Origin of the sequence: Maritimibacter sp. HL-12 (assembly GCF_900177545.1) — a bacterium.
In the GTDB taxonomy this organism is placed as follows: domain Bacteria; phylum Pseudomonadota; class Alphaproteobacteria; order Rhodobacterales; family Rhodobacteraceae; genus Sinisalibacter.
The window spans coordinates 707529-729646 of sequence record NZ_FXBQ01000001.1 but is presented as its reverse complement, the minus strand read 5'-3'; the positions used below and the strand labels follow the sequence as shown (position 1 = coordinate 729646).

19 protein-coding genes are annotated in these 22118 nt (G+C 68.0%); 6 read left to right on the top strand and 13 right to left on the bottom strand.

Going from position 1 to position 22118, the window contains the following annotated elements:
- Window positions 1-99: 99 nt before the first annotated feature.
- The 9 genes from B9Y97_RS03755 to xdhA all read right to left on the bottom strand — a co-directional run bounded on the left by B9Y97_RS03755 (window position 100) and on the right by xdhA (window position 11598).
- Window positions 100-1173, bottom strand: a complete 1074-nt coding sequence (locus B9Y97_RS03755) for an NAD(P)/FAD-dependent oxidoreductase (protein WP_085525498.1) — start codon at window positions 1171-1173, stop codon at window positions 100-102.
- A 98-nt stretch (window positions 1174-1271) separates the two neighbouring features.
- Window positions 1272-2000 (bottom strand): hypothetical protein, encoded by a 729-nt coding sequence (locus tag B9Y97_RS03750; RefSeq protein ID WP_176224288.1) that lies wholly within the window; start codon window positions 1998-2000, stop codon window positions 1272-1274.
- A gap of 152 nt (window positions 2001-2152) precedes the next feature.
- Window positions 2153-3229, bottom strand: coding sequence for a BMP family ABC transporter substrate-binding protein (locus B9Y97_RS03745; protein WP_085525496.1), 1077 nt, complete (start codon window positions 3227-3229; stop codon window positions 2153-2155).
- Between the two features lie 63 nt (window positions 3230-3292).
- Entirely contained in the window at window positions 3293-4216 is a 924-nt protein-coding gene (locus tag B9Y97_RS03740; protein ID WP_176224287.1) for an ABC transporter permease, read from the bottom strand.
- Between the two features lie 136 nt (window positions 4217-4352).
- The gene (locus B9Y97_RS03735) at window positions 4353-5444 is read right to left on the bottom strand and encodes an ABC transporter permease (RefSeq protein WP_085525495.1); all 1092 of its coding nucleotides are present in this window, start codon (window positions 5442-5444) and stop codon (window positions 4353-4355) included.
- A complete protein-coding gene (locus B9Y97_RS03730; RefSeq protein WP_085525494.1) occupies window positions 5441-6982 on the bottom strand; it encodes an ABC transporter ATP-binding protein in 1542 nt (513 codons plus the stop codon). Before B9Y97_RS03730 ends, B9Y97_RS03735 begins: the two co-directional genes overlap by 4 nt.
- Window positions 6957-7949: a xanthine dehydrogenase accessory protein XdhC gene (gene xdhC, locus B9Y97_RS03725; RefSeq protein WP_085525493.1), complete on the bottom strand. Its 993-nt coding sequence runs from the start codon at window positions 7947-7949 to the stop codon at window positions 6957-6959. Before xdhC ends, B9Y97_RS03730 begins: the two co-directional genes overlap by 26 nt.
- Window positions 7946-10222: a xanthine dehydrogenase molybdopterin binding subunit gene (gene xdhB, locus B9Y97_RS03720; protein WP_085525492.1), complete on the bottom strand. Its 2277-nt coding sequence runs from the start codon at window positions 10220-10222 to the stop codon at window positions 7946-7948. Before xdhB ends, xdhC begins: the two co-directional genes overlap by 4 nt.
- Entirely contained in the window at window positions 10219-11598 is a 1380-nt protein-coding gene (gene xdhA, locus B9Y97_RS03715; RefSeq protein WP_085528084.1) for a xanthine dehydrogenase small subunit, read from the bottom strand. The genes xdhB and xdhA overlap by 4 nt, the downstream gene beginning before the upstream one ends.
- A 182-nt stretch (window positions 11599-11780) precedes the next feature.
- Here xdhA and B9Y97_RS03710 point away from each other — a divergent pair, with 182 nt between their 5' ends.
- Window positions 11781-12593, top strand: coding sequence for a DUF6544 family protein (locus B9Y97_RS03710; RefSeq protein WP_085525491.1), 813 nt, complete (start codon window positions 11781-11783; stop codon window positions 12591-12593).
- Window positions 12594-12646: 53 nt separating this feature from the next.
- Window positions 12647-16159 (top strand): DNA polymerase III subunit alpha, encoded by a 3513-nt coding sequence (dnaE, locus tag B9Y97_RS03705; protein ID WP_085525490.1) that lies wholly within the window; start codon window positions 12647-12649, stop codon window positions 16157-16159.
- A gap of 15 nt (window positions 16160-16174) precedes the next feature.
- Here dnaE and B9Y97_RS03700 read toward each other — a convergent pair whose 3' ends face one another.
- Window positions 16175-16600 (bottom strand): hypothetical protein, encoded by a 426-nt coding sequence (locus B9Y97_RS03700; RefSeq protein WP_085525489.1) that lies wholly within the window; start codon window positions 16598-16600, stop codon window positions 16175-16177.
- A 69-nt stretch (window positions 16601-16669) separates the two neighbouring features.
- Window positions 16670-16876, bottom strand: coding sequence for a SlyX family protein (locus B9Y97_RS03695; RefSeq protein ID WP_085525488.1), 207 nt, complete (start codon window positions 16874-16876; stop codon window positions 16670-16672).
- 75 nt (window positions 16877-16951) lie between these two features.
- On the opposite strand from B9Y97_RS03695, the gene B9Y97_RS03690 reads away from it, so the two are divergent.
- From B9Y97_RS03690 to hisG, 4 genes are all read left to right on the top strand, one after another.
- A complete protein-coding gene (locus B9Y97_RS03690) occupies window positions 16952-17260 on the top strand; it encodes a hypothetical protein (RefSeq protein ID WP_085525487.1) in 309 nt (102 codons plus the stop codon).
- Window positions 17261-17323: 63 nt separating this feature from the next.
- Complete coding sequence (hisS, locus tag B9Y97_RS03685; protein ID WP_085525486.1) at window positions 17324-18871, top strand: histidine--tRNA ligase; 1548 nt, start codon at window positions 17324-17326, stop codon at window positions 18869-18871.
- Window positions 18864-19952, top strand: a complete 1089-nt coding sequence (locus tag B9Y97_RS03680; protein ID WP_085525485.1) for an ATP phosphoribosyltransferase regulatory subunit — start codon at window positions 18864-18866, stop codon at window positions 19950-19952. Before hisS ends, B9Y97_RS03680 begins: the two co-directional genes overlap by 8 nt.
- Window positions 19949-20647, top strand: coding sequence for an ATP phosphoribosyltransferase (hisG, locus tag B9Y97_RS03675; protein WP_085525484.1), 699 nt, complete (start codon window positions 19949-19951; stop codon window positions 20645-20647). The genes B9Y97_RS03680 and hisG overlap by 4 nt, the downstream gene beginning before the upstream one ends.
- A 113-nt stretch (window positions 20648-20760) precedes the next feature.
- Here the strand turns inward: hisG and dtd are convergent, their stop codons facing one another.
- Window positions 20761-21198, bottom strand: coding sequence for a D-aminoacyl-tRNA deacylase (gene dtd, locus B9Y97_RS03670; protein ID WP_085525483.1), 438 nt, complete (start codon window positions 21196-21198; stop codon window positions 20761-20763).
- Window positions 21195-22097, bottom strand: a complete 903-nt coding sequence (locus B9Y97_RS03665; protein ID WP_085525482.1) for a carbohydrate kinase family protein — start codon at window positions 22095-22097, stop codon at window positions 21195-21197. The genes dtd and B9Y97_RS03665 overlap by 4 nt, the downstream gene beginning before the upstream one ends.
- Window positions 22098-22118: the final 21 nt, after the last annotated feature.

Below are 22118 nucleotides of genomic sequence, written 5' to 3'. Positions count from 1 at the left end.
ACTTGCTCGATCCTCCCCCTGTGCGCGGGATGCCCGACGAGCGCAAGCGGGTCTTTGATATCGGTCAACATGGCATGCATGCACTACGGTTTCGTTGCGTCAGCCAAATCGTGCCGGGTCGAGCGCGGCGCGGGTAACCCCGTCGAGCGGGCTCGGGGTGCCGGCGACGAGATCGGCAAGGAACTGGCTCGCGGCGGGCGCGGTCTGGAAGCCATAGCCGCCTTGTCCCGCGCACCACAGAAAATCGGGGTCCTGCGGCGAGGGGCCGAGCACCAGGTTGCCGTCGGGCGAGAAGGTGCGCAAACCCGCCCAGTTGGCGATCATCCGGGTGACCGGCGTGGTGACATGCGCCTCCCATCCGGCAATGCCCGTCGCCAGCACCATGTCGTCGGCCCAGGCATCGTGCGGCTCGACCGGCGCGGCATCGGCGGGCGAGATCAGCACCGCGCCCGCGTCGGGCTTCATGTACCACGCCTCGCCCGCGCCGAACACCATTGGCCAGCGGTTCACGTCATGGCCCTCGGGCGCGGCGACGCGGGCCATCGAGCGGCGCTTGGGGGTGAAGCCGAGCGGCGCGATCCCGGCCATCCGCGCGATCATGTCGACCCAGGCCCCGGCCGCGTTCACCAGCCGGCGCGCGCCGTAGGTTTCGCCGCTGGCGTCTACCTCCCAGCCGGTGGCGGTGCGGCGGATCGCGGTCACCTGCGCGCGGGTGACGATCTGACCATTGGCCCGGATCTCGCGGGCGAAATTCTGGATCAGCCGGTCGGTGTCGATATCCCAGGCCTCTTCGTGCCAGGCCGCGAGGGTAACGACCTCGGGGTTGAGCACCGGCACCATGGCGCGCGCCTCGTCGACGCCGATCCGGTGCAGCCCGATCTCGGCGATGTCCGCGGCAAGGGCCTCCTCGTCGCCGTCGCTGCCGATGAACATGATGCCGCGCGGGCTGAGCACCCCACCGTTGGCATGGCCGTGGTACTCGGCCGAGGCGCGCGAGAGGGCCACGGTGGCGGCCAGCCCGTATTGCTGTTCGAACAACGCCGCCGAGCGGCCCGAGGCGTGGTAGCCGAGCGCATCTTCCGCCTCAAGCAGGGTGACGGAGCCAAGCGCCGCCAGCCGGGCCCCGGCCGAGGTGCCGGCGATGCCGCCGCCGATGATCAGGAAATCATCCATGGCGGCGAGGCTGCCACGGGCGAGCGGCAAAGAAAAGGCCCCGTGCGCGCTGCGCGCGGGGCCAGTGCCGGGCGGGACGAGGCCCGGGGTTTCGGGGTTTAACGTGTCGCTGTGGCGGGGAAATCCTGCGCGTTCACGACTCCGTCCCGGTTCCGGTCGAAGCGGGCAAGCCACGCTTCGCCGGTGTTAACAAACTCATCGCGGCTGATCTGGCCGTCGCCGTCGGCATCGAGGGTGCCGCCAACCTGCTGCTGCATCGCCTGCGGGCCAGCCATGCCGCCGTGCGGCGGCATCGGTTGCCCATTCCAGCCGGGTTGCATCATGCCCTGCGGCGGGCCGTAGCCCCATCCCGGCGCGCCGTCCCAGCCCGGTTGCGCCGCGCCTTGACCCCAGCCTTGCGGTGCCTGGCTCCAGCCCGGGTGCGGCACACCATAGCCGTAACCCTGCGGCTGGCCGCCCCAGCCGGGCGCGGGCATCATCTGGCCCTGCCGCGCCACCCCCGGGCCGCGCCCGTAGCCGCCGCCGAACCTGCCTTGCTGGCCCCGCATTGCCATGTCCGGGCGCTCCTGCGCCGCTTGCATCGCGTCGCGCATCGCGTCGTGATTGGTCAGTTCCTCTGCCGAGAGGAAGCCGTCTTCATCGAAATCGAAGGTGGTGAACAGATCGCCGCGGCGTTCGAGCACCTCTTCGAGGGTCACCTTGCCGTCGCTGTCGGTGTCCCAGTTGATGAAGAAGTTCTCTCCGGGTGCCTGTGCAAACCCTGCAACCGGCAGGGCAAGGGCGAGCAGGGCAGCGGACAGAAGCGATGTTCCGGCGTGACGTTTCATGATGCGACTCCTTGATGCATGTCTTTCGGCTCTGATTGTCAAACGCATGGGATCGCGGTTTCCGTCGCGAGCGGCGCGTCGGTGCCCGGGCGCAGCACGAGAAAAGGCCCCGCGCGGGGGCGGGGCCTTTCGAGCTTGTTCCGTTCGGGAGATCAGTTGGGAATTTCGCCCTCGATACCCTCGACGTAGAAATCCATGCCCAGCAGGGTGCCGTCGTCGGCGGTTTCGCCTTCGGCGAGCCAGGCCGAGCCATCCTGCTTGTTGAGCGGGCCGGTGAAGGGGTGGTACTCGCCCGACGCGATCGCGTCTTTCAGCGCCAGCGCCTCGGCTTTCACCTCGGCCGGAACCGCGTCGGAGATCTCGCCGATGCCGACCATGCCCGGGCCGATGCCGTCCCATGTGTCGGCGGTTTCCCAGGTGCCGTCGATCACTGCCTGCACGCGCTCGATGTAATACGGGGCCCAGTCGTCGATGATCGAGGAGACCCGCGGCATCGGCGCGTATTCCGACATGTCGGAGGCCTGGCCGAAGGTGTAGACGTTACCCGCCTCGGCGGCGGCGGCTTGCGGCGCGGTCGAGTCGGTGTGCTGCAGGATCACGTCGGCACCCTGTTCGATCAACGCCTTGGCGGCGTCGGCTTCCTTGGCCGGATCGAACCAGGTGTAGGCCCAGATGATCTTGAACTCGACATCCGGGTTGACCTTCTTGGCGTGGATATAGGCCGAGTTGATGCCGCGGATCACTTCCGGGATCGGGTAGGAGGCGATGTAGCCGACGATGTTCGAGTCCGTCAGATGCCCGGCGATGGTGCCCTGCACCGCGCGGCCCTCGTAGAAGCGTGCGGAATAGACCGCGAGGTTGTCGGCGGTCTTGTAGCCGGTGGCGTGTTCGAACTTCACGTCGGGGAACTTCTCGGCGACGGCGACGGTGGCATCCATGAAGCCGAAGGAGGTGGTGAAGATCAGGTCGGCCCCGGACAGCGCCATCTGGGTGATCGCGCGCTCGGCGTCGGCCCCTTCGGGCACGCTTTCCTGGTAGACCGTTTCCACCGCATCGCCAAAGTGCTCCTCGACCGCGAGGCGGGCCTTGTTGTGCTCGTAGGTCCAGCCGCCGTCGCCGATCGGGCCGACGTAGATGAAGCCCACCTTGGTCGTGTCCTGCGCGGTCGCGGTGCCGGCAAGGCCAGCGGCGAGGGCAGCACCGACGGCGAGGGTTTTGAATAGATTCATGTCAGTCTCCGTTGTTGGTAGTCAGGTTTCGGATCGAGTGCCCGCCCTTGTCTCGCAGGCGGATCATGTGGTGGCATGGAAAACCCGCCCGAGCGAGCCGGGCGCGCCGTGCTTGCCGCGCAGCGAGATTACGACCAGCACGAGGATGGTGACAAGGTAGGGCGACATCGAGAGATATTCGACCGGGATCGCCGCGCCTGCCGCCTGAAGGTTGAGCTGCAACACGCTGACCCCGCCGAAAAGATAGGCACCGAGCAGAACCCGGCCCGCCCGCCAGGAGGCGAAGACGACGATTGCCAGCGCGATCCAGCCCGCGCCCGCCGTCATCCCCTCAACCCAGGTCGGCACCCGAACGAGGCTGAGATAGGCACCACCCATCCCCGCCATGGCACCGCCAAACAGGATCGCGGCGAGGCGCACACGGATCACCTTGTAGCCGAGGGCATGGGCGGCGGTGTGGTTCTCGCCCACCGCGCGCAGGACCAGGCCGGCACGGGTGTATTTCAGACCGGCCCAGACGCCGAGCACGATCAGCAGCGAGATGTAGACCATCGGATCGTGGCGAAACAGGATCGGGCCGAGCACCGGGATATCGGCGAGCAGGGGAATGTCGAGCTTGCCGAGCGAGGGTGCCTTGATGCCCTCATAGGGTTTGCCGATCAGGGACGACAGGCCGAGGCCGAACAGCGTGAGCCCGAGCCCGGTGGCGACCTGGTTCGACTTCAGCACCTGGGTGATCAGGCCGAACAGCAGCGCGAGCCCCGCGCCCGCCAGCGCGGCGGCGACGAATCCCGCCGCGGGGCTGCCGGAATTCACCGCCACGGCGAAGCCGACCACCGCGCCGGTGATCATCATGCCTTCGACCCCGAGGTTCAGCACGCCGGACTTTTCCACAACCATCTCGCCGGTGGCGGCCAGCAGGATCGGGGTGGCCGCCACCATCAGCGAGGCAAGCAGGAGGATGGGATCGATCTGTCCAAGGTCCATCACGCGGCCCTTTCAAAAGGTGCGCCTGCGGCGCGCTCGATTTGTTTGCGTTCAGGCCACGCAGGCCTTTGGGGTTCCACCCCCAAACCCCCGAGGTATTTCTGGACCCAAGAAGACAGGGGCGTTGTGATCGGGGTCATGCCGCTTCCCGGGTCTTGAGGCGGATGCGGTAGTTGGCAAAGACATCCATCGCCAGCAGGAAGAACAGCAGCATGCCCTGGAACAGCTGGATCGCCGCGGCGGGCATCCCGAGCATGAGCTGGGCGAGTTCGCCGCCGATATAGGTGAGCGCCATGAGCAGGCCCGCGAGCAGGATGCCGATCGGGTGGAGGCGGCCGAGGAAGGCGACGATGATCGCAGTGAATCCGTAGCCCGAGCCGAAGTCGATCGAGATTTGCCCGGCCGGGCCGGAGACCTCGAACAGCCCGGCCATGCCGGCGAGCGCACCGGCCATGCCGAGGCTGAACACCACCAGCCGGGTCGGGTTCACGCCTGCAAAGCGCGCCGCGCGCGGGGCCTCGCCGGTGAGCCGGATGGCGAAACCCATCTTGTGGCGGGTCATCAGCACATAGGCCGCGATCACCGCGATGAAGGCGGCGATGACGCCCCAGTGCATGCCGGTGCCGGGGAGCAGTTCGAGGTTGGAAGCCGCCGGGTAGTCGCGCGCGAAGTTGCGGCTGCCGGGAAAGCCGCGGCCCTCGGGGTTTTTCAGCAAGCCCGACGCCACCGAGGCAAGGATGTTCTCGGCGACGTAGACCAGCATCAGCGAAACCAGGATCTCGTTGGTGCCGAGGCGGGTTTTCAGGAGCGCCGGGATCATTGCCCAGACCCAGCCGCCAAACGCGCCCGCGAGCACCATGGCGGGAAAGACCAGCCGGCTTTCGGTGGGATAGAAGGCGAGGCCCACGCCGGCGCCGACCACCGCGCCGATGATGTATTGCCCCTCCGCCCCGATGTTCCAGATCCCGGCGCGAAAGCCGAGCGACAGGCCGATCGCGATCAGGATCAGGGGAGCCGCCTTGACCAGCAGTTGCGGGCGCGAATAGCTGGCGAAGGTGGGATCGAACAACGGATCGACGAAGATCGTGCGGATCGCCTCCACCGGGTTGGCACCGAGCGCCCAGAACATCACCCCGCCCGCCAGCATGGTGGCGATCACGGCAAGAATCGGGGTGAGACCGAGCATCAACCGCGAGGGTGCCGGGCGTTTTTCGAGCACGAACCTCATGCCAGCACCTCCGCGATGGCGGCTTCGTCGGCCACGTCCATGTCGTGTGCCCCGCCCATCATCAGGCCGATTTCCTCGATGGTCAGTCCGCGGGCGGGGCGGATCGGGGCAAGGCGGCCCTCGTTGAGCGCGGTGAAATGGTCGGCGATTTCCATCAATTCGTCGAGGTCCTGGCTGATCACCACCACGCCGGCCCCGGTCTGGGCCAGATCGAGCAGGGCCTGCCGGATCGCGGCGGCGGCGGAGGCATCGACGCCCCAGGTTGGCTGGTTGACCACGAAAACATCCGGTTTTTGCAGGATCTCGCGCCCGATGACGAACTTTTGCAGGTTGCCGCCGGAGAGCGCGCCCGCGGCGGTATCGGGCCCCGGGGTGCGCACGTCGAAGGCTTCGATCACCCGGGCCGCGAATTCCCGGGCCTTGCCCCAGCGGATGAAGCCGCGCGACGAGAGCCGCTCGCGCACATCGCCAGTGAGCAGGGCATTCTCGGTGAGCGACATCTCCGGCGCGGCGGCGTGGCCAAGGCGTTCCTCGGGGGCCGCCAGCAGCCCGAGCGCGCGGCGCGCATTGGGGCGCAGGCGGCTGATATCGCGCTGGCGCAGAAGGATGCTGCCGCTGGGGGCTGGGCGTTCGCCGGAGAGCGCGGCCAGCAATTCGTCCTGGCCGTTGCCCGCGACACCGCCGATCCCGAGGATTTCGCCGGACAGGACCGACAGCGACACATCGCGCAGCGGTGTGCCGAATCCGCCGGGCGCGGGCAGGCTGAGCCGCTTGACCTCGAGCAGCATGTCACCGGTTTCGCCGCCCTCGCGCTCGGGGACGTGGAGCGCGCTGCCCACCATCATCTCGGCGAGGTCGCGCGCGGTTTTCTCGCGTGGGTCGCAGGTTGCCACCACCTGGCCGAGCCGAAGTACGGTGGCATGTTCGCACAGGCTGCGGATCTCTTCGAGCTTGTGGCTGATGTAGAGGATCGAGGTGCCCTCGGCGGCGAGCTTGCGCAGGGTCTTGAACAGGATGTCCACCTCCTGCGGGGTGAGCACCGAGGTGGGCTCGTCCATGATCAGCAGGCGCGGGTTCTGCAACAGGCAGCGCACGATCTCGACGCGCTGGCGCTCGCCCGCCGAAAGCTCGCCGACGATACGGTCGGGGTCGAGCGGCAGGCCGTAGGCTTCGCTGACCTCGCGGATCCGCGCGCCAAGCTGGCCCTGGCCGGGCGGATCGTCCATGCCGAGGGCGACGTTCTCGGCCACGGTCAGGGCATCGAACAGCGAGAAATGCTGGAACACCATCGCCACGCCCGCGGCCCGCGCCGCGCGCGGGTTGGCCGGCATGAAAGGTGCACCGTGCAGGAACATCTTTCCGGCGTCCGGTTTGACGAGGCCGTAGATGGTCTTGACCAGCGTCGACTTGCCGGCCCCGTTCTCACCGAGCAGGGCGTGCACCTCGCCGGGCTGGATCGCGAAGGACACGGCATCGTTTGCCACGACGCCGGGATAGGCCTTGGTCAGGCCATCAAGCGTCAAGAGCGCGTCTGTCATCCCTGTTCCCCTCGTCCCCCGGCGCCGGGCGTTCCGCCTCGTTTTCCGCCAGTTCAATCAGTAACGCGTGGGCAACGCCCACGGCAATGGCTTGCGGGTGTTTTCCGAGGCGCTTGTCGCCGATCGGACAGCGGATGCGCGCGATGGCGTCGGCCGAATGCCCGATCTGCCCAAGCCTTGCGCGGAACCGGGCCCACTTGGTGGCCGAGCCGATGAGCCCGAGGCTGGCAAAGCCCTGCGCAAGGAGCGCGTCGCAGAGGGCAAGGTCGAGCGCGTGGGAATAGGTGAGCACGATGTGATGCGCGCTTGGCGGGGCAGCGCTGGCGGCGCGGGCGAGATCGGGTTCGGCGCGCGGCGCAACGCCCTCCGGGATGGTGGCGGGGAAGCGGTCTGCGCCGGTGTCGGCCCAGGTGAGTGCCAGGCCGGGGAGTGGTGCGAGTGTGTCGATGAGGGCGCGCCCGACATGGCCGGCACCCCAGATCCAGATCGGCGTGGAGGGCGCATCGACCGGTTCGACGAACCAGCCTTCCACCAGCCCTGGGCTTGGGCGCGTACCGGAGCGCCGGGCCTCGGCACGCAGGCGCTGCACCGCGAGCGGCGGCATTGTGCCGGCACTGTCCTCAGCGCGGCGGGCATGCACGGACAGGTCCAGAGCGGCAAGAGCGGCGGCGTCCCAGGTTTCAAACAGGAGCGTGACTGCGCCGCCGCAGCATTGGCCCATGTCCGGCCCGAGCAGGGCCTTGCGGATCGCCCTTGTCTCGTCCCGGGTCAGCATGTCGCGCGCCTGCGCCGCCGTCTCGTACTCCAGCGCGCCGCCGCCGATGGTGCCGTGCTGGCCGCCGGGCCAGACCAGCATCGCCGCCCCCACTTCGCGCGGGGCCGAGCCCAGCACCTCGGCCACCACAACGCGCACCACGCGGGCTTCGGCCGCCACGGCGCGGGCCAGGGCTGCCCGGTCGAGGCTCATTGCTGCACCCGCCGCGCCGCCATCAGCACGCGCTCCGGCGTGGCGGGGGCGTCGAGCGCGGGATAGTCCTTGCCGCATGCCGCCACCGCGTCGGACAGCGCCATCAGCGCCGAGATGCCGAGCATCAGGGGCGGCTCGCCCACTGCTTTCGAGCGGAAGATCGTCGGCACCGTGTTGGGTTCGCCCCAGAGCGCGACGTTGAATACCGCCGGCAGGTCCGACGCGGTGGGAATCTTGTAGGTGGAGGGGGCATGGGTGCGCAGCCGGCCCTTGTCGTCCCAGACCAGTTCCTCGGTGGTGAGCCACCCGGCGCCCTGCACGTAGCCGCCTTCGATCTGGCCGATGTCGATCGCCGGGTTCAGGCTCTCGCCGACATCGTGCAGGATGTCGGCGCGCAACAGGCGGTATTCGCCGGTGAGGGTGTCGATCACCGCTTCGGTAACCGCCGCGCCGTGGGCGAAGTAGTAGAACGGGTGGCCGGTGCCGGTGGTGCGGTCCCAACTGATATCGGGGGTCTTGTAGAAGCCTGCCGCCGACAGGCTCACGCGGCCCTCGTAGCAGGTGCGCGCGGCCTCGGCAAAGGAGAGGCGCATGTTCCCGACATGAACTTTTCCGCCTTTGAACACCAGATTTCCGGCCTTTATTCGGTGTTCTTCTGACAGATATCGAACCATCCGGCCCTTGATCTCGTCGCAGGCGGCCTGTACCGCCATGCCGTTGAGATCGGAGCCGGAGGAGGCGGCGGTGGCGGAGGTGTTGGGCACCTTGTGGGTGTCGGTCGCAGTGATCTGGACCCGGTCCATGCCGATCCCGAAGGCGCTGGCGGCCACCTGCGCCACTTTCTGGTTCAGCCCCTGGCCCATCTCGGTGCCACCGTGGTTGAGGTGGACCGAACCGTCCTGGTAGACATGCACGAGCGCACCGGCCTGGTTGAGGTGGGTGAGCGTGAAGCTGATCCCGAACTTCACCGGGGTGAGGGCGATGCCGCGCTTGAGTACCTCGCTCCCGGCGTTCCAGGCGGCGATCTCGGCGCGGCGTGTCTCGTAATCCGAGCTTTCGGCGAGCACCCGGACGATATCGGGCAGCACGAAGCCCCTGACCGGCTGGCCGTAATGGGTCTCCTGCACCCTTGTCCTGGTGTAGAAATTCTTTTGCCGGACGGCGAGCGGATCAAGCCCGAGGTGGTGGGCGACGTGGTCGATCACCCGCTCGATTCCAAGCATCCCCTGCGGCCCGCCGAAGCCGCGGAAGGCGGTGGCGGAGGCGGTGTTGGTGCGCAGCCGGTGGCTCTCGATCCGCATCGCGGGAACGAAATAGGCGTTGTCGGCATGCAACATGGCACGGTCGGCCACGGGCGCGGTGAGATCGGCCGACCAGCCGGCGCGGACGTATTGGATGAAGTCGACCCCGGTGAGACGCCCTTCGGCATTCACACCCGCGCGGTAGCGGATGCGGAAATCGTGGCGCTTGCCGGTGATCACCATGTCGTCGTCGCGGTCGTAGCGCATCTTGCAGGGCCGGCCGGTTTTCTGCGCCATCACCGCGCAGGCCACCGCGAGCCAGTTGCCCTGGCTCTCCTTGCCGCCGAAGCCGCCGCCCATCCGCCGGGTCTCGACCCGGACGGCGCTCATGTGCACCCCGAGCGCCTCGGCCACCTTGTGCTGGGCTTCGGTCGGGTGCTGGGTGGAGGAATGCACGTGCATCTCGCCAGCCTCGCCGGGCAGCGCCAGCGCGGCCTGGCCCTCGAGGTAGAAATGCTCCTGTCCGCCGATCTCGATTTCGCCCTCGATCACATCGGCGGCCTCGGCCAGTGCTGCCTCGATATCGCCGCGCGCCCAGGTGAGCGGGCCGCCCTCGAAATGGCTGCCCGCGGCGAGCGCGTCGTCGATGGTCAGGATCGCCGGGCGCGGCTTGATGGTAACGCGGCCCAGCCGTGCCGCCGCCCGCGCCGCGCGGTGACTGGTGGCGGCGACGAGAAAGATCGGCTGGCCGTGGTAATGCACTTCGCCGGTGGCGAGCAAGGGCTCGTCATGGGCAGCGGGCGCGCAATCGGCGGGCCGGTCGAGATCGTCGGCGGTGAGCACGGCGACGACGCCCGGTGCGGCCCGTACGGCGGCGAGATCGGTCGAGGCAATCACCCCCCGCGCGATATCCGCAAGCCCGAAGGCGAGGTGCAGCGTGTTCGGCGGGGTGGGAATGTCGTCGATGTAGCGCGCCGCCCCGGTGACATGCAGGCGGGCGCTGTCGTGGGGCAGGGGCTTCGTCACGCTCATGCCTGCACCTCCGCCAGGTTCACCGGCGCGCCGTGGTCTTCGAGCCAGCAGCGCATCAGCATGTTCGCCGCCGCTGCGAGGCGATAATCCTTCGAAGCGCGCATGTCGCTCAGCGGGGTGAAATCCTGCGCCATCGCCGCCATCGCGGCCTCGACGCTGGCTTTCGTCCATGGCTGCCCGGTGAGCGCCGCCTCGACCGCGCGGGCGCGTTTTGGCGTGCCGGCCATGCCGCCGAAGGCGATCCGGGCAGATTGAACTTTTCCGCCTTCAACGATGATATTGAAGGCTCCGAGCACGGCAGAGATGTCTTGATCGAACCTCTTGGAGAGTTTGTACACGCGCAGCCGGCTTGCCTCGCCGGGGGTGCGCGGCACCGTGACGGCCTCGACAAACTCGCCGGGCGCGATGTCCTGCTTGCCGTAGTCGATGAAGAAATCCTCCAGCGCGATCTCGCGGGTGGCCTCGCCACGGCGCAGGATCAGCGTGGCCCCGAGCGCGATCAGTGGCGGCGGGGCGTCGCCGATCGGCGAGCCGTTGGCGATGTTGCCGCCCACGGTGGCGGCGCTGCGCACCTGCGCGGAGGAGAAGCGCGCGAGCATGTCGGCGAAATGCGGGTGGTGGTCGGCCATCGCCAGACGCAGCGCCTCGATGCTGGCAGCAGCGCCGATGCGGATCATGTAGGGCGCGGTTTCGATCCGGACCATCTCCTCGATCTGGCTGACGAAGACCACTTCGCCGAGATCGCGGAACTGCTTGTTGACCCAGAGCGCCACATCGGTGGCCCCGGCGACGATGCGCGCGCCGGGGTGGTCGGTCAGGAACGCCGCCAGGGAGTCGATCGTTGCAGGCAGGTGCGCCTGCGATGCGCCGCGCGGGTCGGGGCCGGTGGGCAGATCGCGCAGCCACTTCGGCACCTGCTTGGGCGCGGCGATCTCGGCGGCCTTCAGGATCGGCGCGTAGCCGGTGCAGCGGCAGAGGTTTCCGGCGAGTTGGCGGGCATGATCGGTTTCGCCCGCGATCTGGCCGGCCGCGAGGCTCACCACGATGCCCGGTGTGCAGAAGCCGCACTGGCTGCCGTGATGCTCGACCATCGCCTGTTGCACCGGGTGCAGGCTGCCGTCGGGCGCGGCCAGCCCCTCGACGGTGGTGAGGGCCTTGCCGTCGAGCTGCGGCAGGAACAACAGGCAGGCGTTGAGCGCGCGGCTGCCGTGGGTATCCGTCACCATCACCGTGCAGGCACCGCAATCGCCTTCGTTGCAGCCTTCCTTGGTGCCGGTGAGGCCGCGCGTCTCGCGCAGCCAGTCGAGCGCCGTGGTCGTCGGGTCGACGTCCCTCAGCGTCACGGTCTCTCCGTTGAGAAGAAACGCGATGTCCATGTAATTGTCCGCCGCCTTACCCTGTTGGCCCCGGCAACCCTTCGATGCGGCGTAGAAGGGCGAGGTTATCGTTGCCCCCAAGAAAGCGCAGAAATCCGCCCAAGGCAAGCCGCGGTTGATCGAGGGCAATGCCTTGAAGCGGGCGTTGTGCGATCAGGGGGCGCAAACCGGAGGGTGGTGCCATGAAAATCGTCGTTCTCGTGATCGGAGTGGCGCTGGTTGCCGTCGGGCTTGGGCTCGGGGTGCTGGCGGCGCGGTTCTCGCGCGATCTCGCCCGGTTTGAGGCCCGGCTGGCGGCGGTGCCGGTCGGGACGGTGCGCGAAGATCTCCCCGAGGTGATCCGCGACTTTGCCCTGCGGAGCCTCGCGGGCAACCCGCCCGCGCCCGCGATCCGGATCGAACAGGCGGCCGAGATGCGGCTCACGAAGGGGGCCGAGTGGCGAGCCCTCGCCGCGCGCCAGACCATCGCCGTGGCCGGGCCCGGGTTTGCCTGGATCGCGGTGATGCGGCTTGGCCCGGTGCCTCTGGTGCGGGTGCTCGACAGCTTCGAGAACGGCGAGGGGCTTCTGGAGGTTCGCCTCCTCGGCGCGCTCCGCCTCGATGCACGCTCCGACCCGGAAACGGCGCTGGGCGAGGGTTTGCGCTATCTCGCCGAACTGCCCTGGGCACCCGACGCGATCCTGGTGAACCGCCAGATCGCATGGGCACAGACCGACGCGGGCATCATCGCCCGGATCGAGACCGCGGGCGGGCCGGCGGAGGTGACCTTCACGCTCGATGCGGGCGGCGACATCGTGTCGGTGCTCGCGCGCGCCCGCCCTGCCGTGCTGGCCGATGGCACCCCGGCCCCGCTCGACTGGCACGGTCGGTTTTCCGACTATGTCGAGATCGGCGGGCGGCGCGTCCCCACCAGTGCCGAGGTCGGGTATGATTATCCCGACGGGTACGAGGCCTATTTCCGGGGGCGGATCAAGGCTTTGGTCGCGGTGGAGTAGGGTGGGGCCGATCGCGGCTTGCTCCTGACGCGGGTGGCTCTAAACTCGCCTCCATGCCAGCTCCCCGATTCATCCACCTGCGCCTGCACACCGAGTATTCGCTCCTCGAAGGCGCGGTGCCGGTGAAGAAGCTGGCCGGGCTCTGCGAGGCGGCCGGCATGCCCGCGGTGGCGGTGACCGACACCGATAACATGTTCGCCGCGCTGGAATTTTCGGTGTTGGCCTCGGGCGCGGGGGTGCAGCCGATCATCGGTTGCCAGATCACCGTGGCCTGGGATGTGCCCGCGCCGGGGGCCAAGCCCCGCGCGGCGGCACCGGTCGTTTTGCTGGCGCAGAACGCGGCGGGCTACCGCCACCTCATGAAGCTCAATTCCTGCCTCTATGTCGGCAAGCACGATGGCCTGCCGCAGGTGACGCTGGAGGAGCTCGAGGCCCATGCCGAGGGGCTGATCTGCCTCACCGGCGGCGCGGAAGGGCCGGTTGGCCAGCTCTTGCAGACCGGCCACCGGGCCGAGGCGGAAGCCTTGATGGCGCGGCTCGCGCGGGCCTGTCCGAACCGGCTCTATGTCGAGCTGCAACGCCATCCGGGCGAGGGGGGCGGGCTGCCGGAGGCCGAGCGGCTGACCGAGCGCGGTTTCATCGAGATCGCCTATGCGATGGGTCTGCCGCTGGTCGCCACCAACGATGTGTATTTTCCGAAAAGCGACCTCTACGAGGCGCATGACGCGCTGATCTGCATCGCCGATGGCGCTTACGTCGACCAGCAGGAGCCGCGTCGCCGGCTCACGCCGCAGCATTACTTCAAGACCCCCGCCGAGATGGCCACGCTCTTCGCCGACCTGCCCGAGGCGCTGGAAAACACCGTCGAGATCGCCCGGCGCTGCGCCTTCATGGCCGAGCGGCGCAAGCCGATCCTGCCGCGCTTCGCCGATGACGAGGTCGAGGAGTTGCGCCGGCAGGCGCAGGCAGGGCTGGCCGCGCGGCTTGCCGTGATCCCCCACGCCGCCCCGGTCGAAGACTACGAAAAGCGGCTGGATTTCGAGCTTGGCATCATCGAATCGATGGGTTTCCCGGGCTATTTCCTGATCGTGGCCGACTTCATCAAGTGGGCCAAGGAGAACGATATCCCGGTGGGCCCGGGTCGGGGTTCGGGTGCAGGCAGCCTCGTCGCCTATGCCCTCACCATCACCGATATTGATCCCTTGCGCTACTCGCTCCTGTTCGAGCGCTTTCTCAACCCGGAGCGGGTGAGCATGCCCGACTTCGATATCGACTTCTGCATGGATCGCCGCGAGGAGGTGATCGCTTACGTGCAGGAGAAATACGGCCGCGAGAAGGTGGCGCAGATCATCACCTTCGGCGCGCTTCTGTCGAAGGCGGCGGTCCGCGATATCGGCCGGGTGCTGCAGATGCCCTACGGGCAGGTTGACCGGCTCTCGAAGATGATCCCGATCGAGGGGGTGAAGCCGGTTTCGATCGAAAAGGCGCTGAAAGACGAGCCGCGCCTGCGCGACGAGGCCCGGCGCGAGGAGGTCGTGGGGCGGCTGCTGGATTATGCCCAGCGAGTCGAGGGGTTGCTCAGGAACGCCTCCACCCACGCCGCCGGCGTGGTGATCGGCGACCGCCCGCTCGACGAGTTGGTGCCGCTCTACCAAGACCCGCGCTCCGACATGCCCGCCACCCAGTTCAACATGAAATGGGTGGAACAGGCGGGGCTGGTGAAGTTCGACTTCCTCGGGCTGAAAACGCTCACCGTGATCCAGAACGCGATCGACCTGATCCACGCGCAGGGCCGCGATCTGCATACCGCCCCGGATGGCACGCGGCTCTACGACCCGCCCGAGGGAGCCGAGAACGATATCGGGGCGATCCCGCTCGACGATGCGCGCACCTACGAGCTTTACGCCAGTGCCCGCACCGTGGCGGTGTTCCAGGTGGAAAGTTCGGGGATGATGGATGCGCTGCGGCGCATGAAGCCCACCTGTATCGAGGATATCGTGGCGCTCGTGGCGCTCTACCGCCCCGGCCCGATGGAGAACATCCCCACCTATTGCGAGGTGAAGAACGGCGTGAAGGACCGCGCCTCGATCCACCCGCTGATCGACCATATCCTCGAAGAGACCCAAGGCATCATCGTCTACCAGGAACAGGTGATGCAGATCGCGCAGGAGATGGCGGGCTATAGCTTGGGCGGTGCCGACCTGCTGCGCCGCGCCATGGGCAAGAAGATCGCCGAGGAAATGGCCAAGGAGCGGCCCAAGTTCGTCTCCGGCGCGAAGGCCAACGGGGTCGACGAGGCCAAGGCCTCCGAGGTGTTCGACCTGCTCGAAAAATTCGCCAATTACGGCTTCAACAAGAGCCACGCCGCGGCCTACGCGGTGGTGAGCTACCAGACTGCCTGGCTCAAGGCGAACCACCCGGTCGAGTTCATGGCCGGCGTCATGAATTGCGATATCCACCTCACCGACAAGCTCGGGGTTTACGCCGAGGAGGTGCGCCGGGGGCTGGGGCTGGAGATCGTGCCACCTTGCGTCAACCGCTCGGGGGCCACCTTCACGGTGCGAGAGGGCCGGGTTCACTATGCGCTCGGCGCGCTGAAGAATGTCGGCGTCGAGGCGATGAAGCTGATCGTCGAGGCGCGGATGGGCGAGGGCGGCGAGAAATCCTTCGTCACGCTGTTCGATCTCGCCCGCCGGGTCGATCTCAAGCGCGTGGGCAAGCGCTCGCTCGAAATGCTGGCGCGCGCCGGGGCCTTCGACGTGCTCGATCCCAACCGCGCGCGGGTTTTCGACAGTCTCGATGCGCTCACGAACTATTCCGCCGCGATCCACGAGCAGCGCGCCTCGAACCAGGTTTCGCTGTTCGGCGAGGCGGGGGACGATCTGCCCGAGCCACGGCTCAGCCCGGTGGGCGACTGGCTGCCTGCCGAGCGGCTCACCGAAGAGCACAAGGCGATCGGCTTCTATCTCTCCGGCCACCCGCTCGACGACTACCTGCCCGCGCTCCGGCGCAAGGGGGTTCTGACGCTCGAAGAGGTGGCGGCGAAGGCCGAGCGCGCGCCGCTGGTGGCCAAGATGGCCGGTGCGGTTGCGGTGAAGCAGGAGCGCAAATCGGCGCGCGGCAACCGCTTCGCCTTCGTCGGAATGTCGGACCCGACCGGCTTTTTCGAAGTGACGGTGTTCTCCGACACGCTGGAGGCGGCGCGCGATCACCTCGAGGTCGGGCAGAACGTGGTGCTGACCGTCGAGGCCAACATGGAGAGCGAACAGCTCAAGCTGCTGGCGCGGTCGGTCGCGCCGGTTGATACCATCGTCGCCGATGCCGGCGGCATGTCGCTCAGGGTGTTTCTCGACAAGCCGGAGGCGGTGACGCCGGTGGCGAGCCTGCTGGCACGGGCGGGTGAAATGGCCAGGGGTGCCCGGCCCGGCAGCGTTTCGCTCTGCTTGATGGGGCCGGGCCTGCCCGGCGAGGTCGACATGGACCTTGGCACCGATTTCCCGCTCACACCGCAGATCAAGGGCGCGCTCAAGAGCCTGCCCGGGGTGATGAGCGTGGAAGAGGTTTGAGCCTCGTCATCCGGCTCAGGTGGTGAAGGCGATCACCGCGAAGATCACGATCAGGATCGAAGTCAGGATCGCCAACCGGCCCAGCAGCTTCATCGTCGCCGCCGGGGGTGGCGACTTCGTTCGCGCGGCCTGCAGGATGTAGAGGTTCATTCTCAGCGACAACAGGCTCAGCACGACGACGAATGCGAGCTTGACCCAGAATGCCCAAGGCAGGATCGCCCAGCCATCGAAGATCAGGTAGACCAGCGCGATCCCGGTCAGCCAGAGCAGAATGATCGACACGCCCGCTGTCTTGGCGATCACTCCGGAAATGCTGCCCAGAACCGGCTTGACCGGCGGATCGGATATCGCCGCCCGCGCGCCGATGATCGCGTTGGCCAGCCCCCCACCGATGCCGACGGCGAGGGACAGGTAGTGGACGATTTTCAGGATCTCGATCATGGCGGCTGTGCTCCCCCTGTGCTTGCCTGTGTGCGATGGACGCAGCCTAGCATGGAACCGCCAAGATCCCTACCAATGCGGCGGTTTCTGGTCGGCGAGGGGCATCTCGGCACCCTGGTCGGCCTGGCGCTCGGCTTCGCGCTCGATCACCCGCCCAAGGCGGCGGTTGAGCGCGGCGATCTCGCCATCCTGCCGGGCAATCACCTCCGAAAGCTCGTCGACGGTGCGCCCGAGATGGGCCAGTGTTTCTTCCAGCATGGTCAGTCTGTCGGTCATGGGTCACTCCTTGACCCATGTCATAGCCCCTGTGCCGCGCCGGTGCGAGCCTTGCCGCGACGAAAGGAGGGCAGAATGAAACGCCTGGCTCTGGCGATCGCCGCGATCGGAATCGCCACCTCTGCGCTGGCCTATGACGGCGAGCAATACGTCACCTGCAATCTCGATCCGAACGGTGAAAACTGGGTTGCGCTCAAGGCCGCGCCCGATCTGGGCTCACAACGGCTGATGAAACTGGGCCCCGGCACCTTCCTGATCACCATGGAGCCCTATGCCAGGGGCAAGTGGCGGCAGGTGATCGTGCAGACGGATATGCAGGATTGGTCCTATGCCGGGCCGAGCGGCTGGGTCTACACCGATTACATCTGCGAAATCCGCTATTGAGCCGCGCTTGCCCCGCGCGGGCACCCGGGCTAAACCGCGCCCGAGGTAACGACGGGACACGCCATGGCCAAAGACAAGAAGCAGCCCCGGCCCAAGGCCGAAACCCCCAAGGGGTTTGCCGACTATTTCGGCACGGAAGTGGACGAGCGCAAGGCGATGCTCGACCGCATCGCCGCCGTCTACCATGCCTATGGCTTCGACGCGCTCGAATCTTCCGCCGTGGAAACCGTCGAGGCGCTGGGCAAGTTCCTGCCCGATGTCGACCGGCCGAACGAGGGCGTTTTCGCCTGGCAGGACGACGACGAGAAGTGGCTGGCGCTGCGCTATGATCTCACCGCGCCGCTCGCCCGGGTCTATGCCCAGCACCGCAATGATCTGCCCACGCCTTACCGGCGCTACGCCATGGGCCCGGTCTGGCGCAACGAAAAGCCGGGGCCGGGGCGGTTTCGGCAGTTCTATCAATGCGATGCGGATACAGTTGGGTCTGCGAGCATGGCCGCCGACGCCGAGATCTGCGCGATGCTGGCCGATACGCTGGAACAGGTCGGCATCCCACGCGGCGACTACGTGGTGCGGGTGAACAACCGGAAGGTTCTGAACGGGGTGCTTGAATCCATCGCACAGCAAATCATCAATGAGCACTACCCTTTCGGGCCGCGAACCCACGGTTCAGGTGGAGCCGAAGACATCATCAAGCGCAAAGATGAATGGCAAGCCAATGTTCTGCGCACCATTGATAAATTCGACAAGGTCGGGGTGGAAGGAGTGCGCGAACTCCTAACTGCGGGCCGCGAAGACTCTTCGGGAGCATTCATTGAAGGCGTTGGTTTGACGTTTGAGCAAACCGAGCCGGTGATCGCCTTCCTCACCTCGAAGGGCGCCGACAACGAGGCAACGCTCGCCAACCTGCGCGCCGCCGTGGGCGAGAGCGCGGTGGGCACCGAGGGCGTGGCCGAGCTTGGCGAGATCGCCACCCTCCTCGCCGCCCAGGGCTATGGCCCCGACCGCATCGTGATTGACCCCTCGGTGGTGCGCGGCCTCGGCTATTACACCGGCCCGGTCTTCGAGGCGGAACTCACCTTCGAGATCACCGACGAGAAGGGCCGCCCGCGCCAGTTCGGCTCTGTGGCGGGGGGCGGGCGCTACGACGATCTCGTGGCCCGCTTCACCGGCCAGAGCGTGCCGGCCACCGGCGTGTCCATCGGTGTCGACCGGCTGCTCGCCGCGCTGCGCGCCAAGGGCCGGATCGGCGGCAGTGCACGCGGCCCTGTGGTGGTGACGGTGATGGACCGCGAGCGCATGGCGGATTACCAGGCCATGGTGGGCGAGTTGCGCCGGGCGGGCATCCGCGCCGAGGTTTACCTCGGCAACCCCAAGAACTTCGGCAACCAGATGAAATACGCCGACCGGCGCGGCGCGCCCATCGCCATCATCGAGGGCGGCGACGAGAAGGCGCGCGGCGTGGTGCAGGTCAAGGACCTGGTGCTGGGTGCCGAGATCGCGCAGAACGCGACGTTGGAAGAGTGGAAGGATCGCCCCTCGCAAACCGAGGTGCCCCGGGGTGAAATGTGTGATTTCGTCAAGTCGCTCTGGGACAAGTACAATGGCTGACGCCGCCGCCATCCGCGACGAGGCGGCCCGGCTGCTGGCCTTTTTCGAGGCAAGGGGCGCGGTGCGGGTGGAAACCCCGGTGCTGCAACCGGCCGAAACCCTGCTCGATCTCTACGGCGAAGACATCCGTGCGCGCGCCTATGTCACCGCCGACCCGGTGGTGGGCGAGGCGATGCTGCGGCCCGATTTCACCGTGCCGGTGGTGCAGATGCACATGGCGCACGGGGCCGAGCCCGCGCGCTACACCTACGCCGGCAAGGTCTTTCGCAAACAGGAGGAAGCCACCCACCGCGCGCCGGAATACCTCCAGGTCGGCTACGAGGTGTTCGACCGGGCCGATCCGGCGGCGGCGGATGCCGAGGTTTTCGCGCTGATCGCCGAGGTGCTGGCACCGCTCGGCCTGCGCGCCGCGACCGGCGATATCGGCCTGCTGATCGCGGCGATTTCCGGCCTCACCACCACCGCGCGGCGCAAGGCAGCCCTCCTGCGCCACCTGTGGCGTCCGCGCCGCTTCCGGACCCTGCTCGATCGCTTCTCGGGCCGCGCGCCCGCGCCTGCGGGCCGGGCGGACCTGCTCGCCCGCGCCGATCCGATGGCCTGCGACGCGCCGCTCATCGGGCTGCGCTCCGCCGCCGAGATCGCCGAGCGGATCGAGGCGCTGCGCGAGGATGCCGCCGCGCCGCCGATCCCGGCCCACGAGGTGCGCCTGCTCACCGATCTCATGGCCTTGCGCGAAACCGTCGATAACATCGCCGAGCATCTCCAGGATCTCGCCGTCGACATGCCCGCGATCGCTCCCGCCGTGGCCCGCTTCACCGCCCGCGCCGAGGCGCTGGCCGCCCATGGCGTTGATATCACCCGGCTCGATTTCGAGGGCTCCTACGGGCGCACCTCGCTGGAGTATTACGACGGCTTTGTCTTCGGCTTCTACGCCGAAACCCGGCCCGATCTGCCCCCGGTCGCCACCGGCGGGCGCTATGACGCGCTCACCCGCGTGCTCGGGCAAGGCGGCGAGATCCCGGCGGTGGGCGCGGTGATCCGGCCCGAACTGGCGTTGCAGGTCGCGGAGGGGCGGGCATGAGCGTGAAACTCGGGGTGCCCTCGAAGGGCCGGCTGATGGAAAAGACCTTCGACTGGTTCGGTGCCCGCGGCGTGCGGTTGGCGCTGAGCGGCTCCGAGCGGGAATATTCCGGCGCGGTCGAGGGTATCGACGGGCTGGAACTGGTTCTGCTCTCGGCCGGCGAGATCCCGCGCGAACTGGCCGCCGGGCGCATTCACCTCGGTGTCACCGGGTCCGACCTCGTGCGCGAGAAACTGGGGGCCTGGGACGAGAAGGTGGCCGAACTTGAACCCATGGGCTTCGGCCATGCCGATCTGGTGATCGCGGTGCCGAAAGCCTGGGTCGATGTCACCACGCTCGATGATCTCGACGCGGCGGCGGCGGCCTTCCGCGCGGCGCATGGCTTCCGGTTGCGGATTGCCACCAAGTATCACCGGCTGGTGCGCGATTACCTGCGCGAGCACGGCGTGGCCGATTACCAGCTTGTCGACAGCCAGGGCGCGACCGAGGGCACGGTGAAGAACGAAACCGCCGAGGCGATCGCCGATATCACCTCGACGGGCGAAACCTTGCGGGCCAATCACCTCAAGGTGCTGGCGGGCAGCCCGGTGCATCGCAGCCAGGCAACGCTGTTCAAGTCGCGCAAGGCGCAGTGGAGCGAGTCCGACCGGGCGGTGCTCGCGGCCCTCAAGGCCCGTCTCGGGTTTGGCGATTGAGGCAGCCAGGCGGTGCGCTCTTGGCGCGCTCGATCTTGTGACAGGGGGGCGCTGCCCCCCTCTTGGCCTGCGGCCAATTCACTCCCCGGAGTATTTTCGCCAAGAAAAAGGGGTCAGGCTTCCATCCAGATCGTCACCGGGCCATCGTTGACCAGGCTCACCTTCATGTCGGCGGCGAACCGGCCCTGCGCCACCGTGATGCCCTCGGCGCGCAGCCGGTCCGCGAAGTGGTGATAGAGCCTTTCGCCCTCGGCCGGGGCGGCGGCGGTGGAAAAGCCCGGGCGGTTGCCGCGCGAGGTATCGGCGGCGAGGGTGAACTGGCTTACCACCAGCGCCGCGCCGCCGGTATCGAGCAGCGCGCGGTTCATCTTGCCAGCCTCGTCCTTGAAGATGCGCAGCCGGGCGATCTTTGCCGCGAGCTTGTCGGCATTGGCCTCGCCGTCGTCCGCCATGGCGCAGACCAGCACGAGCAGTCCCGGGCCGATTTCGCCCAAGGTCTCGCCGTCCACCCGCACGGCGGCTTCGGTCACGCGCTGGATCAGCGCCCTCACAATTCGCGCGCCCAGGGCGGGTTGGCACCGGCGCGGCTCACGGTGATCGCGGCGGCGGCCACGCCGAGATCCAGCGCCGGGGCAAGGGCCTCGGCGGTGAGCGCCGCGAGGCCCGGCTTGTTCAGGAGCCCGGCGCGCGAAAGGCCCGCCAAGAGCCCGGCGTTGAAGGTGTCGCCCGCGCCGACGGTATCGACCACCTCGACCTTGCGGGCCGCCACGAAGCTTTCGCCCCCCGGCCAGAAGGCGCGCACGCCCTTCGCGCCCTCGGTGAGGCAGACGAGGTGCGCGCCGCCCGCGAGCAGGTCGCCGACCGAGGTGCCGAGCCAGACGAGGTCTTCGTCGGAGACCTTCACGATATCGGCCGCGCCGAGCATGGCCGCGAGGCGGGACCGGTAGCCCGGTTCGTCGGTCACGAAACCGGGGCGGATGTTGGGGTCGATCATCGTCACCCGCGCACCGGCCTCGCGCAGCATCAGCGCTTCGTAGGCTGCACCGCAAGGTTCGCCGACGAGAGAGATGCCGCCGAAGAACAGCGCCTCGACATGCGCGGGCAGCGCGGGCAGATCGTCGGGCGACAGCATCCGCCCGGCGGTGTTCTCGTCGTAGAAGGCATATTGCGCGTGGCCGTCGGTGAGGGTGACGAAGGCGAGCGTGGTGGGCCGGGCGCTGCGCCGGGCGAGGCTTGCATCGACGCCGGAGGCGGCCAGGGCGTCGTCGAGCAACTGGCCGAACAGATCGGTGGACAGGCCGGAGTAGAACCCGGCCGGCGCGCCGAGCCGCCCGAGCGCGATCGCGGTGTTGAACACCGCACCGCCGGGGTAGGGCGCGAAAGCCGGTTCGCCCGCCGCGGTCTGCCGCGGCAACATGTCGATCAGGGCTTCACCGCAGCACAGGATCATCGCTCGAACCTTTCGATGTTT